Genomic DNA, 14,769 nt, shown 5'->3' on the forward strand with positions numbered 1-14,769 from the left:
CGCGTAGATGCGCCAGAATCGCCTCGTAGGCAACGATCACCGAAACGTTCCGGTCAGCCGGACGAGCGGCGAGGAGGGACTGTGCTCTCCCGGACAGTGAGGTCGGTGGCTAGTTCAACCCGAGGGCTCTCGATGGTGTCGCCTGCGGCGAGCCGGAGCAGACTGCGAGCGGCGAGGGCGCCCATCTCGGCGAGCGGCTGGCGCACCGTCGTCAGCGGCGGGGAAGACCATCGCGTCTCCGGCAGATCGTCGAAGCCGACGACGCTGACGTCGTCGGGAACCCGCCAGCCGCGCTGCCGAACCGCCTCATACACACCGAAGGCCATCGTGTCGCTCGAGGCGAAGATCGCCGTGGGCGGATCGTCCAGCTCCAGCAGTGCACGCCCGCCATGGAAGCCGGACTCGTGGTAGAAGTCCCCCTCGCGGATCAGGGCATCGTCGGGTGTGATGCCCGCTGCCTCCAGCCCCGCCCGATAGCCGTCCATTCGGGCCCGGCTGCACAGCATCTGTCGCAGACCGGAGATGAATCCGATCCGGCGGTGACCGAGCTCCGTGAGGTGTTCGACAGCGGACAGCCCGCCGGCCCAGTTGGTGGCACCGATGGTCGGGGTGTTGCGCGGGGAACCGCCTACCGGATCGACCACCACCATCGGCACGTTGAGCCGGCGAAGTTCCTCCTGCACCGGGGAGTCGAGGTCGGAGTTCACGAGGATGACGCCGTCAGAGGCGCGGGCACGCAGGTTCTGCAGCCACTGCCGCGCGGCCACCGGCTCCCGGTGGGTAGCCGAGACGACGGTGCCGAGTCCGGCGTTGTGGGCGACGTCCTCGATTCCGCGGATGATCTCCACGGCCCAAGGGCTGTCGAGATCGTTGAAGACGAGGTCGATCAGCCGAGCGCTCGGCTTGGCCTGAGTGCGGAGCGCACGGCGGTTGTAGCCGTAACGGTTGAGCAGCTGCTCGACGCGGCGGCGGGTGTCGGGGGCGACGTCGGAGCGGCCATTGACCACGCGGGACACGGTCGGGACCGAGACCCCGGCTTCCTGGGCGATCACACTGATGGTGACCTTGCGGCCGTCGGTGTTGCCGTCCGGCGACAGGACTGCATTGTCCGACGGGTCTCGCGGCGGTAACGCCCCCATCTCTACTTTCCTCCCACCCCGGCCAGCCCGGCGATGAGCCACCGGCGTGCGAACAAGTACAGCAGGAACACCGGCACGGCGGACAACAGGACGGCCATCATCAGCCCGGGGATGTCGATGCCGAATTCCTGCTGGAAGGTCCGCAGGCCCAGCGTGACCACGCGGTTCTCCTGGCTGCGAATGAAGATCAGCGGGAAGATGAAGCTGTTCCACGCCTGAAGCCCGATGAAGATGCCCACCGCGGAGATGGCGCCGCGTGCTACCGGTATGACCGCGCTGATGAGCATCCGGAATGAGCCCGCGCCGTCGAGCGCCATCGCCTCGTACATGTCCCGGGGCACGTCCCGCAGGGCGCCCGAGAGGATCAGGATGACCAGTGGCAGGCTGAACGCGACGGTGGGAAGGATGACCGCGATCAGGGTGTCGTAGAGCCCCATCTCGGTCACGATCAGATAGAGCGGGATGATCACTGCCTGGGCGGGGATCGCGAGGCCGAGCAGGAACATCCGGAACGACGCGCTGGCCAGCCAGTTGTTGGAACGCACGATCGCGTACGCGGCGGGCAGCGCCAGCGCCAGCGCCAAGACAATGCTGCCCACCGTGATGATCGCGGTGTTCCAGTAGAACAGCGGGAAACCACGGTCGATCACATTGGCGACGTTGTCGAACGTGAAGACACTCGGCAGCGCCAGCGGCCCGGCGTCCCGGAAGGCTCGCTCGGTGGTCAGGCTCCAGACGATCATGCTGAGGATCGGCACACCGATGATGACCAGCCAGATGGTGGCGAGCGCGCCGGCGAGCCAGTTGGGCCTGGTAGTGGATCGGCGAAGCATCGGCTACATACCTTCCAGCGTCGAACGCATCTTGGTGAACCCGGAGAACCGGACGATGACGAGCGAGATCGCCGTGGCCACGACCACCAGCACCGTCGCGATAGCGGAGGCGTAGCCCATCTCGAACTGCTCGAACCCCGCCGTGTACATCAGGTAGGGCAAGATTCGAGTGGCACCGCCGGGACCGCCGCCGGTCAGCAGCAGGACCGTCTCGAAGGTGATCAGCGAGCCTACGATCATGATCACCGACGACGTCACGATGGTGTGCCGCAACTGTGGCAAGCTGATGCGCCAGAACATGTCCCAGCGGTTGGCGCCGTCGATGATGGCGGCGTCGTACAGCGTGGTGGGGATGTTGCGGGCACCGGCCTGGTACAGCAGCGAATGGAACGGCACCCACTGCCATGCGCTGACGAACAGCACCGTCAGGAACGCTCCGTGCGACGTGCCGAGAATGTTCCCGTCCGGGAAGCCGATCAGCGGACCCAAGTCGCGGGCCATCCCGAAGTTCGGATCGAGGAACCGGTGGAACAGCACGGCGATCGCGGCGGAGGACAGCAGCAGCGGCAGGAAGAATATGGACGAGAGGATGGCCCGATTCCGCTGCTGACCGGCAGCCCAGACCCCGATACCGATCGCCATGGGCGTCTGGGTGATCCAGGTGAGCGCGGTCAGCATCAGGGTGATCCGGGTCGACTCCAGGACCCGGCCGTCGTTGATCAACCGTTGCCAGTTGTCCCACCCGGTCCATTCGATGCTGCCGAATCCCGGCCACGAGGAGAACGAGAGCACCACGACGAGGATGAGCGGCACGACGGCGAAAAGGCCGAAGAACAGCACGGCGGGAAGGATGTAGAGGGGGCCAGGGCGCGGTCCGTTGTCCGGCGCCGCTCGCCGCCGCGACCGGTCGGTTCGCGGCGGCGAGGGCGCTTCGGGTGGCCCGCCCTTGGAACTATCCAGCTGCGTCTTCATTGGCCTTGATGAAACCTTCCGCATCGAGATTTCCGAGGAAGACGTTCTCGATGGCTTCGAGCATCGGCTGGGACAGCGGACGTTCGATCGCCTGGTCCCAGGACAGCTGGAAGCTGGGTGCGTTGGCGACCATGTTGTAGATGAAGCTGAAGTAATCCTCGTGCTCGTGGCCTTCGATGAGCGACTCGATGTCGGCGACCGCGGGGATGTCGCCGATGTTGAGCAGGTCCTCCACGTATGCGTCGGAGGCCATCTCCTGTTTCAGGTACTCGATGGCGACCTCTTTGAGCGGGGAGTCGGCGTGGACCGAGAAGTAGTTGGTGGGGTTGCCGGCGATGTTGTCCGGGTGTCCCTCGCCGCCCTCGATGGCCGGGAACTGACCCCAGGCCAGGCTGTTCCGGGTGAACTCGGGGTCGTCGTTCAGGTGGTTGGTATAGGCCCAGGCGCCCATCAGGTGCATCGCCGCCAGGCCGTCCTCGAGCATCGGCTCCGGCCCGCCGTCGTACTGGACCGATGCGAAAGCCGTGCCGAAGGCGCCCCGGTCCACGAGGTCGCGGATGGTGTCGACCATCTGGGTGATGGCCGGGTGCCGCCAGCCCTCGCCGGTGCCCTCAGCGATGTCCAGGAATACCTGCTCGCCGCCGATCCGGTCGGTGAGGTACTCGACCCACATCAGCAGGGTCCAGGCATCAGCGCCGGCCAGGGCGACTGGTGTGATCCCCGCGCTGCTGAAGGTGTCGATGGCATCGAGGAACTGCTGCCAGTTGGTTGGCACCGTGATGCCGGCGTCGTCGAACACGGCGGTGTTGTAGAACATGAGCTTGGGCTGCACGGTGCGCATCGGGATGCCGTAGTACGCGCCGTCGATCTGGCCGGCGTCGAGCACGGCCGGCAGGAACGAGTCTTTGAACTCCGGATCCGCTTCGAGATATGGCGTGAGGTCTTCGAGCAGGCCGGCCCGGGCGTACGAGCGGATACTGCCGCCTCCCCAGTTGAAGAAGACATCGGGCCGCTGGTTGCTGTCGATGATGGTCTGGAGTACATCGCGGTAGCTGTCGTTGGGCTCGGTGATCAGCTCGGCCTGCACGTTCGAGTCTTCCGCACCGAAGAAGCGGTCCAGGGACTCCTGGCTGACGGGGTTCAGCGCATCCTCGTGCAAGACCCATACGTCGATCTCGCCGCTTGCATCGGCGGGGTCGACGGTGGTCTCGTTGCCGGCGTCGTCGCCGCCGCAGGCGCTGGTGGTCAGCGCTGCCGCGCCGGCCGCGCCGAGTCCGGCCAGAAACGTCCGGCGGCGGATGGTCCTGGGTGCTGTCATCTGTCTGTCCTCCTGATGAGGCTCAAGTGGCCGCGTTGCTTGCGGCCGATGTCCAAGTACCTGCACTCAGCTGCCATGCAGCAGCGAAAGTTCCGATAGTTTCGGGTACGTTACAGGCGGCTTTCTGTCCAGGTCAACCCCTAGATAGGCAGCATGGAGAACGAGACAATCTCGTAATCAACCCTAGTCACCGGGACCGGATTGCTGCAGACTGTTCCGGAAACTTCTCGGTACATCGCTAAGGGAGGTCAACGACGTGACATCGACGTTCGCTCGTGCCCTTGCCGTCGGCTCAGGGCTGGCGCTGGTACTCGGTGGTGCGCTGTCGCAAGGACCTGAGGTCGCGGCAAGCGCTTCACCAACCGACGACTTGAACGCCGTGGACACCGGCGGTTCAACATCGTCGGCTGTCATCGACTGGAACGACGTACGGCAGGAGGTGGACGGCTTCGGCGGCGCATTCGCCTTTCACAAGGCCGGTTCGATTCAGCGGCTCGGCGACCCGCTCAGTGGGCAGATCCTGGACATGATCTTCAACCAGGAAGACGGGATCGGGCTGGACATCGTCCGCGTGATGGTCGGCGACGGCAGCATCGACGAATGGGGCGACGACATCTACGACGGCCCGACCGAGACGATCATGCCCGAACCGGGTGTTTTCGTCTGGGACGACCCGGACTGGGAGGACGTGAAGGACGACTTCGACGCCTATCAGATCTGGTTGATGAAGGAGGCGAAGGAGCGCGGCGTCGACACGGTCCTGGCCAGCGTATGGAGCCCGCCGGCCTGGATGAAGGAAAACGAGAGCGCAACCGGTGGCGGGCCCAACCGGCTGCGTGACGACATGTACCAGGAGTTTGCCGACTACCTGTCCGAATACGTGCTCGGGTACAAGGAACACTTCGACATCGACATCGGCTACATCTCGCCCACCAACGAGCCGGACTTGAGCACGGGCTATTCCAGCAGTGAATGGACCCCGGAAGAGCTCAACGTGTTCGTGCGTGACTACCTGGGGCCGACGTTCGCCGAACGCGACGTGCCGGCGCAGATCGTCGTCGGTGAGGCCGTCGGCTTCGGGGAGGAATGGGTGCGCCCGGCGTTGAACGACCCGCAGACCGTGGACTTCGTCGACGTCGTCGCCGCCCACGCCTACACCGGTCTGGTGGATGGCGAGACGGCCCCGAACCCCGATCGGTGGACCACGTCGAATGAACTGGGCAAGCGGATCTGGCAGACCGAGTACATGAACAATGGCGCACCTCGGGACCGGCTGTTCGTGAACAACACGATCACCGACGGTCTACGGTACGCGAACCTGATCGGCAACATGTTCGACCAGGTCAGCCTGAATGCGTACTTCTGGTGGTGGCCGGCGTCGAACAGCGGTGCCGACGGGTCGAACCTGATCAGGCTGCAGAACGACGGGTCCCCGCAGGGTGGCAACCCCACTGAGACCGGTGAGATCCGGGTCTTCAAGAGGTACTACGCGTTCGGCAACTACAGCCGCTTCCTCGAGCCTGGATACGTGATGATCGGCGCGGACGCCCGGCCCGTGGACGACGTGCTGGTCACGGCGTACAAGGACCCGGAGACGGAGAACTTCACGGTCGTCGCGGTCAACAACGGCACCGACGACCACACGATCCGGTTCGACCTGGACGGCTTCCCGGCCGATGTCGACGCCGTGGTGCCGTACCGCACGTCGGCCAGTGAGAATCTCAAGAAGCTCGATCCGGTCGCGGTGAGTGACGCAGAATTCACCGTGGCGCTGCGCGGATCCAGCGTGACGACGTTCATTCCGGAGAATTTCGAGCTGCCGGCGCTGCCCGCGATGCGGGACGTCTTCTCGACCTACCCGGCCGAGGAGAACGACGGTCAGTCGCCGGGGCTGAAAGTGACCGACAACCCGGATGGCGGGTCGATGATCACCAACATCCGGCACGGGACCCATCTGGAGTACTCCAACGTGAACTTCGCCGACGGCTCCGCGGCAGGGTTCGTCGAGCAGATGGGTGAACTCCGGATGCACGCCCGAGTGGCGCCGATGGCCGGCGGGACCATCTCGGTCCGGCTCGGTGACCCGCGTTCCGGACCGGTCGTGGGCGAGTTGGAAGTGCCTGCCGCCGACGATCCCGATGCATGTCGTCGCCCGTGGACGGGCCTGTGTCCTGACGAGTGGATCACGGTGTCCACCGATATCGACACCAGCTCCGACGGCGGCGCTTACGGGGTCCACGACATGTATCTGGTGTTCGAGAACCATCCGAGGCACAACCTGCGGATGTTCAACCTGGATTACGCCGAGTTCAGCGACTGACCTCGTTGAACCCGGCCCGCCCTGGGCTGCCGCGGCTCCACCTGTGGGCAGCCCACCCCGGACCGGGCCCACTCCGCCCAACCCCAGGGCCCGGTCCGGGGCCCACCCATCCCGGGTGATCACCGGGATGGAGCGGCGGTGCTGTCCCGGATGATCAGGCTGGTGGCAAGCTCGAGCCGCGGGCTTTCGACGGGCTCACCGGCAGCCAGCCGGAGCACCGTCCGGGCGGCCAGCGCACCCATTTCAGCCAGCGGTTGGCGGACTGTGGACAGTGGCGGGGACGCCCAGCGCACCTCGGGCAGATCGTCGAATCCGATGACGCTGACGTCGTCGGGTATTCGAAGGCCATGCCGGCGCACGGCTTCGTAGGCTCCGGCGGCCATCTGGTCGCTCGAGGCCGCGATGGCCGTCGGGGCGTCAGCGAGGGCGAGAAATGCCTGGGCTCCCTTGAACCCGGACTCGTGGTAGAAGTCGCCCTCCCAGATGAGGTCGTCGGCCAGCGTGATCCCGGCGGTCTCCATGCCGGTGCGGTAGCCGTCGAGGCGGGCCCGGCTGCACATCAGATTCCGTGGGCCGGAGATGACGCCTATACGACGGTGTCCGAGAGAGATCAGGTGATCGACGGCCGACAGGCCGCCGGCCCAGTTGGTGGCACCGATGGTGGGGGCGTCGAGCACGGGCCCGCCGACCGGGTCGACGACGACGAGTGGCACATCGAGGCGGCGTAGTTCCTGGTGCATCGATGAGTCGAGAGTGGAGTTCACGAGGATGACACCGCCGGAGGCCCGCATGCGCAGGTTCTCGAGCCAGGTCCGGGCCGGCTCGGACTTTCGGTGGATGGCCGATATCACCGTGCCTACCCCGGCGTTGTGCGCGACCTCCTCGACGCCGCGGATGATCTCGACGGCCCACGGGCTGTCGAGATCGTTGAAGACCAGATCGATCAACCGGGTGTTGACGGGGGAGCGGGCGGATCGGCGCTGGTATCCGTGGCGGCGAAGAAGTTCCTCGACACGTTTTCGGGTGCCGGGGGCGACATCGGAGCGTCCGTTGAGCACGCGGGACACGGTGGGTATCGAGACGCCGGCTTCGTCAGCAATGGCGCTGATGGTGACCTTGCGCTCGCCCGTGGCGTTCATCGTTCCATTATCGCCCCCGTGGCTGCTGAGCCAGGTGGTGGTGCGGGTTCCAGGCGCGTCGCCTCGACCGGACCCATTGAAACGCGCGTGGGTTCGCGGGGGAGCATGCGCAGCGGAGCCAAACGTTTCGGTGGCATTCCGAAAGTTCCGGAGGCGCCAGGATCAACTGCTAAGGTGCTGCTGACATGGCAATACACTGGCAAGCCCGGGCGATGTGGAGAGTGCGAATGCCTCTGCGTCGACGAGACATCTGACATACTGACCGGAAAATTATCGATAACAGGATGACGGAGCGAGACTCATGCAGATTCAAGGCGCTGGCGAGCCCATCGGCGACCCACCGACGGCAACAGCCGAACACGGCTCCTGGAGTGATGCGTCGTTGCCGGTGTCTGACCGGGTGAACGCGTTGCTTGCGGCGATGACCCTGGAAGAGAAGGTCGCACAGCTCTACAGCGTGTGGGTCGGGGGCGACCCCGCCGGGGACGACGTCGCGCCACACCAGCATGCGCTGATCGAGGCCGACCTCGACTTCCAGGCCTTGATCCGGTACGGGCTCGGACAGTTCACCCGGCCGTTCGGCACGGCCAAGGTCGAACCCGGTGACGGCGCCAAGGCTCTTGCGCGTATGCAGCGTGACGTCGTCGAAGCCGGCCGGTTCGGTATCCCGGCGCTGGTGCATGAAGAGTGCCTCACCGGGTTCATGACGTTCGGCGCCACCATCTACCCGACGCCGCTGGCCTGGGGGGCCACCTTCGACCCCGTCCTCGTGGAGCGGATGGCCGGGCAGATCGGCAGGTCGATGCGCGAGGTCGGGGTGCATCAAGGGCTTGCTCCGGTGCTCGACGTGGTCCGTGACGCGCGGTGGGGGCGCGTCGAGGAGAGCATCGGGGAGGACCCTTACCTGGTCGGCACCGTGAGCACGGCGTATGTGCGAGGTTTGCAGTCGGCCGGCATTGTCGCCACTCTCAAACACTTCGTCGGGTATTCGGGCTCCGAGGCGGGCCGGAACCACGCACCGGTGCGGATAGGGCCGAGGGAATTCGCCGACGTCTTCCTCCCACCGTTCGAGATGGCGCTGCGAGCCGGCGCCGGCTCGGTGATGGCCTCGTACACCGAGACCGACGGCGTGCCGTCGGCCGCGGACGTGTCACTGCTCACGGACCTATTGCGGGACCGCCTGGGTTTCGCCGGCACCGTCGTTTCCGACTACTTCGGCATCTCCTTCCTGGAGATCGAGCACGGTGTGGCGGGCTCCCCGGTGGACTCAGCCGCACTGGCCCTTGCCGCGGGCATCGACGTGGAGTTGCCGGGCGTGCGTTGTTACGGCACGCCACTGCTCGAGGCGGTGCGCGCGGGGACCGTTCCCGAGGCGTTGGTCGAGCGTGCCGTCCGGCGGGTGCTCACGCAGAAGATCGAGATCGGGCTGCTCGATCCGGATTGGACACCGGAGCCGGGCCCGGCGTCCGCACCGGAACAGGGGATCGACCTCGACCCGCCGGAGGCGCGAGGGCTGGCCCGTGAGATCGCTGAAGCCTCAGTCGTGTTGCTGGACAATGACGGCTCACTCCCGCTGTCGCCCGCCGCCCGGGTCGCCGTCGTCGGCCCACTCGCCGACGACACCGCGGGCATGCTCGGCTGCTACACCTTCGCCAGTCACCTCGGGCACGCTGTAGCCGAGACCGGCGAGCCGGAGGGGCCCCCAATCGCCACGCTGCTTTCCGGCATCCGCGCTGAGCTTCCGGACGCCGGCATCGTGCACGTTGCCGGGTGCGACGTCGCGGGAGACGACCGCAGCGGTTTTGCCCCCGCGGCCGAGGCGGCCGGTTCGGCCGACGTCTGCGTAGTTGTGGTCGGTGACCGCGCGGGACTGTTCGGTCGCGGCACGTCCGGTGAGGGCTGTGACGCCGAGGACATGCGCCTGCCCGGGGTCCAGGAAGAGTTCATCCAGGCGATGGCCGACACGGGTACCCCGGTGGTGCTGGTGTTGTTGGCGGGTCGTCCGTACGCGCTGGGAGCGGTCGCCGATCGGGTGAGCGCCGTCGTTCAGGCGTTCTTCCCGGGGGAGGAAGGCGGTGCGGCAGTGGCCGGTGTGCTGTCCGGGCGGGTATGTCCGTCTGGCCGGTTGCCGGTGAGTGTGCCCCGGCGCCCAGGCGGGCAGCCGTTCACCTATCTGGCGCCGCCCCTCGGGCACCGCTCGGAGGTCAGCAATATCGACCCCACACCGCTGTATCCGTTCGGTCACGGCCTCAGCTATATGACCTTCACATGGGACGACGTGCACGTGGGCGGGGCCGATGAGCCATTGCCGGACGCCGGACCGATCGAGGTCCCGACCCACGGATCGGTCACGGTGTCCGTGCGGATCTGCAATACCGGCGAGTTCGCCGGTGCCGAAGTCGTTCAGGTGTATCTGCATGACCCCGTCGCGCAGGTCACTCGCCCGCAGGCCAAGCTGGTCGGTTACTCGCGGGTGTTCTTGCAACCTGGTGAGGCGCGCCGGGTCACCTTCGGGTTGCACGCCGATCTCGCCGCGTTCACTGGGGTGCGCGGTGACCGCGTCGTGGAACCAGGTGATCTGGAGTTCCGGCTAGCGCGTTCCAGCCTCGACACCACCCACGTCGTCAAGGTGACGCTGACCGGCCCGGAACGAGTGGTTGGATTCGACCGCCACCTGACCGCCGACGTCGAGGTCTCCTGACGTCTCACCCTGACACTGAATCCCGCGCGGCCATTCTGTCGATCACCGCAGTGCGGCGAGTGCGTGGCGGTGACCACCAGGGGAGGTGGGGGCGGGCGCGGGCGAGGTGAACGCGTCGTGCAGTGCCTCGACGCAGGTGGGCGCCCGCGTCGCCGAGGTGACGAGCGAGACCGTGACGGTGAGCGCCGGATCGAGCTCCAGGACCGTGATCTTGTCGCTGGTGGCGAACTGATCGGCGTCGCCGTAGAGCGGCGTCCAGGCCGGGCTGCCCGCACCGACTTCCACGAGGGTGTCCGGTGTGCTGCCCGACGGCCGCCCGCGCCGCGGTTCGAAGCCGGCCCGGCGGCAGGCGTCGAGCACGAAGGCGTGCAGCAGCGGATCACATTTCTGGCTGGGCAGCCGGAGCGGGAGCTCGGCGAGTTCCTGAAGGCGTAGCCGGCGGCGTGTCGCAAGTTGATGGGTGGCGGTCAGCGCGATCCGCACCGGCTCCTCGAGCAAGGGCACCGCGTTGATTGTGGAGTCCTCGGCCAGCTTCCCAGGCATGCCCCGGAGAAACGCCACGTCGAGGTCGCCGTTGCGCACGGATTCCAGCTGCTGCCCGACGGGCCGGCTATCGAGCTGGACGTCGATGTCCGGGCATTGGTTGGCGAGCACATCCAGGCCGCCGGCCAGGCGTGAACTCAGCCCGGGGCTTGTGCCAATCCGGAGCGTGCCCTGCTGGGCGGCGGTGAGCCCAGCAGCAACGGCCGCCGTGCGGTCAGCGGCGGCGAGGACGGCGTGTGCCTCCGGAAGCAGCCGCTCACCCGCTCGCGTCAAGCGGACCTGGCGTGGTGACCGGTCGAACAGGGTGACTCCGAGCTCACGTTCCAGCCGGCGTACCTGCTGGCTGACGGCGGGTTGCACGATGTGTAGCTGTTGTGCCGCCCGGCCGAAATGTAGGTGCTCGGCGACCGTGACGAAGTAACGAAGTTGCCGCAGCTCCATGTTCACCCCTCTGACGTCGAACGATCAGGATTCGTGATCGCTGTGTAGGTCAACTGCGTCTTGGTCGGGCACATTCCTTCGTCCTCACTCGAGGAAGAAGGTCGGTCACAAAGGAAAGGTTGGACGATGCGGATCGGAATGTGGCTCGAGGTGTCCGGGCTGCCGGCGGACGAGATCGAGACGGCCGTGCGGGCGGCGGACGGCGCGGGTTATTCGACGTTGTGGTTCGGTGAGGTGGGAAACTGGGATCCGCTCACCCTGCTGACCGTCGCCGCCCGGGAAGCCGCGTCGCCGCGGCTGGGCTCCGCGGTTGTCCGCAGCTATCCCCGGCACCCGCTCGCCCTGGCGGCCCAAGCGCTGACCATCCAGGCGATGACGGGCAACCGGCTCGTTCTGGGGCTGGGGCCCAGCCATGCGCCGATCGTCGAAGGGCAGTACGGCATACCGTTCACCGCACCGGCGCGGAACCTGCGTGAGTACCTGTCCGTGCTGATTCCGCTGTTGCGCGGTGAGCCGGTGTCGTATCACGGCACGGACTGGACGGCCGTCGGCCAGCTTGAGCTGGCCGGCGCCGAGCCGCCGCCGGTGGTGGTGGCAGCGATGGGTCCTAAGTTGCTGCAACTGACCGGTGAACTCGCTGACGGTGTGATCACGACATGGGTCACACCGGACACGGTGATCGAGCAGGTCGTGCCTGCGTTGCGGCGTGCCGCGGAGGGCGCCGGGCGTGCTGTGCCAGAGATCATCGCGCAGATGCCCGTCGCTGTGACCGATGACCCCGACGGCACCCGAGAGCTGCTGAACGCGCGGCTGGGGATGACGCGGGATCTGCCGAGTTACCGTGCGGCCTTCGAGCGTGAAGGCGTCAGTGGGCCCGGCGACTTGGTGATCGCGGGCGACGAGTTGGTGGTCGCGAAGGCCATCCGCCGTTATGCCGAGGCGGGAGTCTCCGAGTTCATGGCGGTGCCGGTGGGGGCGGCGGCGGACCAGGCCCGCACGGCGCGGCTGTTGCCCGAGCTGACCGGCGACGCGCGAGCCGTCCGCTGACGGCGGGCGTCACAGGGGCCGGACTGTCCGTTGCGGGCGTTTATTCCGAATCGCCCGGCATGCCGTAATATGCCGGGCCATGACGCGGACAGCGGCCGGTGACACCTTGCCGGCCGCCCCGCCCGCTGGGGCTGGTGCCATGACGAACCCGGCATCCCAGCAAGTCGTGGTCTTCAGCGTTCTCTGGAGCGTTGCTCACCTGGCGCACCTGCTCCGTAAGGCTGACCCGGGCAGCGTCTTCGTCTGGCTGCTGTTGATCGCGGCGATCCTGGTGCTCGGCAACCCACGCTCCCGGCTGCGGCTCGGGATGCTCGCCGGTATCCAGCTCGTCTACCTGTTCACGAAGCTGCCGGTGACGGACAACCACATGATCATCATGGGGTTCGTCAACCTCGGTGTGCTTGTAGCGGTGCTGATGGGCGGACGGCGTGCCGCCGACTCGGGGGTGTTGCCGGGCGCCGCGGTCGCCTACATCCGGCTGACCATAGTGATCGCCTACGGTGCCGCCGCGCTCGCGAAGCTCAACCACGGCTTCTTCGACGTCGTCGAGAGCTGTGCGGTGTCGATGTTCTACGACGCGACCGCCGTGCTCGACGGCCGGGTGCGGGTGCCGGACATCCCGCAGGCGATCGAGGCCGCGTTGCCGTTCGTGATCGCCGGGACGGAGCTGCTGATTCCGGTGCTGTTGCTGATTCCGGCGACGAGGGCATTTGGGGTAGGCGTCGTGGTGCTGTTCCATCTCGGCATGTCGCTCAGCCCGAGCTCGACGGCCATCGACTTCACGATCGTGCTCTTCGCGCTCGTCTTCCTGTTCCTGCCCGCGCCGGCCGGTGTGCACCTGACCGGCCGAGCTCTGGGTCTCCTCCCGCAACGCCTCACGCGCATCAAGGGCGCACGTCCGATGGGCCTGATCGCGGTGGCGGTGCTCGCCGGATCGTTGGTGGCCGGCGTCGGCACCGACGTCGCGACCTGGTCGGGTAACCGCAATTGGCTGGTTCTCGCGCCGGTGGCCGTCGGTCTGGGGGCACTGCTGCTTGACGCCGCCTGGCGGGCCGTCAAGAACCGGTGGCCCCGCGCGGCTCCTATCTGGCCGCCAGGACCGGTACTGTCCGTGTCCCGGCTGGGATACCTGTCGTGCGTCGTGCTTCTGGTGGCGACGGCAGCCTCGCCGTACATGGGTGGGAAGACGAGATCGGTCTTCACCATGTACAGCAACCTGCAGACCGAGCAGATGACGTCGAACCACTTGCTGTTTCCCCGGCTGCCGATGGCGACGGGACAGGACGACCTCGTGCTGGTGATGGAATCCTCCAACGCACGGTTGAACCGGATCGGCGCGGGCGGGCGGCTGGTGACCTGGCACGAGCTCCGCCGGGAGCTGGCCGGCGATCCGGAGGCCAGCATCCGCTACGAGCGCGCCGGTGAAGTGGTCGAGCACGCGCAGGCGTTGGAGAACCCAGAGCTGGTTTCGCGGCATCCGGTCTCTCATCGTTTCATCGCGCACCGCATCGTCGATCCGGAGCGGGCGCGCTGTCTCTGGTGATCCGCTCGCCATCACCACGGGGAGATGAACGGTTCCACCGGGGCCACAACACATTCGTGATCAGCCAGCGCGCGTGCCTGACGCCGTGGGCGATTCGCCGATGGGCAGGCCAGGGCGGCGGAATGGTGGCCGCCATGCCGGGCGGGCAGGCGCCGTGGCGGCCCAACACCTCGGCGACGTGGGCGGCAAGGTATTGGTGGCCTCGACCGTTCGGGTGCAGCCTGTCGGCACTGAGCATGTTTAGCTCACCCATCGTCGCGCCGATACGGACGTCGAACAGCCAGGTCGAGTATCTTTCACCGACCCGTTCGATCACCGCGTTCGCCGCGGCCGTCCGGGACCTCAGAGCAGCGCGGCGACGGCCGCTGATGGGCAGGCCCGCCGCGACGTCGTGCAAGGTCGCCGTGAACACTCCGCGGGTGGCGATGCCGGCCAGCCCGCTGATGACGGCGTCGTAGTTCTCCTCGAAGGCGTCGGCGTCGAACCCGGAGGACATGACGTCGTTGACGCCGATGATGCACGAGACGATGTCGGGAGTGTGCTGGGCGACGAGCGGCAACTGGGTCCGGCGGACGCGGCTCGCCGTCGCACCGACCCGTGCGAGGTTGGCCACGAGTTCGAGTGTGGGTTGGCGCTCCACGAGGTGGTGGACCCATCCGTAGAGATCGCCTGGCTGACGTGCGCCGCGGGGGGCCGGATCTCCGACGCCGACGGAGAGGCTGTCGCCGCAGACGACGAGTCGAGTGATAGTCAGATTCATGAGTAATCAATCT

Annotated in this window: 11 protein-coding genes; 4 read left to right on the plus strand and 7 right to left on the minus strand. The window is 66.9% G+C overall.

Features of this window, described 5'->3' with window-relative positions; translation table 11 throughout:
* Positions 1-53: 53 nt before the first annotated feature.
* The 4 genes from F7O44_RS08300 to F7O44_RS08315 are packed head-to-tail and all read right to left on the minus strand — an operon-like array spanning position 54 to position 4,262.
* On the minus strand, positions 54-1,139 hold the full coding sequence (locus tag F7O44_RS08300; RefSeq protein ID WP_162449746.1) for a LacI family DNA-binding transcriptional regulator: 1,086 nt from the start codon (positions 1,137-1,139) through the stop codon (positions 54-56).
* Between the two features lie 2 nt (positions 1,140-1,141).
* On the minus strand, positions 1,142-1,972 hold the full coding sequence (locus F7O44_RS08305; RefSeq protein WP_162449747.1) for a carbohydrate ABC transporter permease: 831 nt from the start codon (positions 1,970-1,972) through the stop codon (positions 1,142-1,144).
* 3 nt (positions 1,973-1,975) lie between these two features.
* Positions 1,976-2,944 carry a carbohydrate ABC transporter permease gene (locus F7O44_RS08310; RefSeq protein ID WP_222851177.1) on the minus strand — a complete coding sequence of 323 codons (969 nt, stop codon included), beginning with the start codon at positions 2,942-2,944 and terminating at the stop codon, positions 1,976-1,978.
* On the minus strand, positions 2,925-4,262 hold the full coding sequence (locus tag F7O44_RS08315) for an ABC transporter substrate-binding protein (RefSeq protein WP_162449749.1): 1,338 nt from the start codon (positions 4,260-4,262) through the stop codon (positions 2,925-2,927). The genes F7O44_RS08310 and F7O44_RS08315 overlap by 20 nt, the downstream gene beginning before the upstream one ends.
* Positions 4,263-4,518: 256 nt before the next feature.
* Here F7O44_RS08315 and F7O44_RS08320 point away from each other — a divergent pair, with 256 nt between their 5' ends.
* A complete protein-coding gene (locus F7O44_RS08320; protein WP_162449750.1) occupies positions 4,519-6,582 on the plus strand; it encodes a glycoside hydrolase in 2,064 nt (687 codons plus the stop codon).
* A gap of 119 nt (positions 6,583-6,701) precedes the next feature.
* Here the strand turns inward: F7O44_RS08320 and F7O44_RS08325 are convergent, their stop codons facing one another.
* On the minus strand, positions 6,702-7,721 hold the full coding sequence (locus tag F7O44_RS08325) for a LacI family DNA-binding transcriptional regulator (RefSeq protein ID WP_162449751.1): 1,020 nt from the start codon (positions 7,719-7,721) through the stop codon (positions 6,702-6,704).
* A 301-nt stretch (positions 7,722-8,022) separates the two neighbouring features.
* On the opposite strand from F7O44_RS08325, the gene F7O44_RS08330 reads away from it, so the two are divergent.
* Positions 8,023-10,422: a beta-xylosidase/alpha-l-arabinosidase gene (locus F7O44_RS08330; protein WP_162449752.1), complete on the plus strand. Its 2,400-nt coding sequence runs from the start codon at positions 8,023-8,025 to the stop codon at positions 10,420-10,422.
* A 42-nt stretch (positions 10,423-10,464) separates the two neighbouring features.
* Here the strand turns inward: F7O44_RS08330 and F7O44_RS08335 are convergent, their stop codons facing one another.
* Complete coding sequence (locus F7O44_RS08335; RefSeq protein WP_162449753.1) at positions 10,465-11,406, minus strand: LysR family transcriptional regulator; 942 nt, start codon at positions 11,404-11,406, stop codon at positions 10,465-10,467.
* A 126-nt stretch (positions 11,407-11,532) separates the two neighbouring features.
* Between F7O44_RS08335 and F7O44_RS08340 the strand changes: the two genes are divergently transcribed.
* Positions 11,533-12,453 (plus strand): TIGR03564 family F420-dependent LLM class oxidoreductase, encoded by a 921-nt coding sequence (locus F7O44_RS08340; protein ID WP_222851178.1) that lies wholly within the window; start codon positions 11,533-11,535, stop codon positions 12,451-12,453.
* 79 nt (positions 12,454-12,532) lie between these two features.
* The gene (locus F7O44_RS08345; protein ID WP_162449754.1) at positions 12,533-13,996 is read left to right on the plus strand and encodes an HTTM domain-containing protein; all 1,464 of its coding nucleotides are present in this window, start codon (positions 12,533-12,535) and stop codon (positions 13,994-13,996) included.
* On the opposite strand, the gene F7O44_RS08350 is transcribed toward F7O44_RS08345, so the two are convergent.
* Positions 13,947-14,756 (minus strand): SGNH/GDSL hydrolase family protein, encoded by an 810-nt coding sequence (locus F7O44_RS08350; protein WP_162449755.1) that lies wholly within the window; start codon positions 14,754-14,756, stop codon positions 13,947-13,949. The genes F7O44_RS08345 and F7O44_RS08350 overlap by 50 nt on opposite strands.
* Positions 14,757-14,769 lie beyond the last annotated feature (13 nt).

Origin of the sequence: Phytoactinopolyspora mesophila, from assembly GCF_010122465.1 — a bacterium.
Classification (GTDB): domain Bacteria; phylum Actinomycetota; class Actinomycetes; order Jiangellales; family Jiangellaceae; genus Phytoactinopolyspora; species Phytoactinopolyspora mesophila.

Bases quoted from the DNA above. Each gene is read 5' to 3' on its own strand.
- F7O44_RS08310 (WP_222851177.1), bottom strand. From the start codon at position 2,944: ATGAAGACGCAGCTGGATAGTTCCAAGGGCGGGCCACCCGAAGCGCCC.
- F7O44_RS08335 (WP_162449753.1), bottom strand. From the start codon at position 11,406: ATGGAGCTGCGGCAACTTCGTTACTTCGTCACGGTCGCCGAGCACCTA.
- F7O44_RS08325 (WP_162449751.1), bottom strand. From the start codon at position 7,721: ATGAACGCCACGGGCGAGCGCAAGGTCACCATCAGCGCCATTGCTGAC.
- F7O44_RS08350 (WP_162449755.1), bottom strand. From the start codon at position 14,756: ATGAATCTGACTATCACTCGACTCGTCGTCTGCGGCGACAGCCTCTCC.
- F7O44_RS08345 (WP_162449754.1), top strand. From the start codon at position 12,533: ATGACGCGGACAGCGGCCGGTGACACCTTGCCGGCCGCCCCGCCCGCT.
- F7O44_RS08315 (WP_162449749.1), bottom strand. From the start codon at position 4,262: ATGACAGCACCCAGGACCATCCGCCGCCGGACGTTTCTGGCCGGACTC.
- F7O44_RS08305 (WP_162449747.1), bottom strand. From the start codon at position 1,972: ATGCTTCGCCGATCCACTACCAGGCCCAACTGGCTCGCCGGCGCGCTC.
- F7O44_RS08340 (WP_222851178.1), top strand. From the start codon at position 11,533: ATGCGGATCGGAATGTGGCTCGAGGTGTCCGGGCTGCCGGCGGACGAG.
- F7O44_RS08330 (WP_162449752.1), top strand. From the start codon at position 8,023: ATGCAGATTCAAGGCGCTGGCGAGCCCATCGGCGACCCACCGACGGCA.
- F7O44_RS08300 (WP_162449746.1), bottom strand. From the start codon at position 1,139: ATGGGGGCGTTACCGCCGCGAGACCCGTCGGACAATGCAGTCCTGTCG.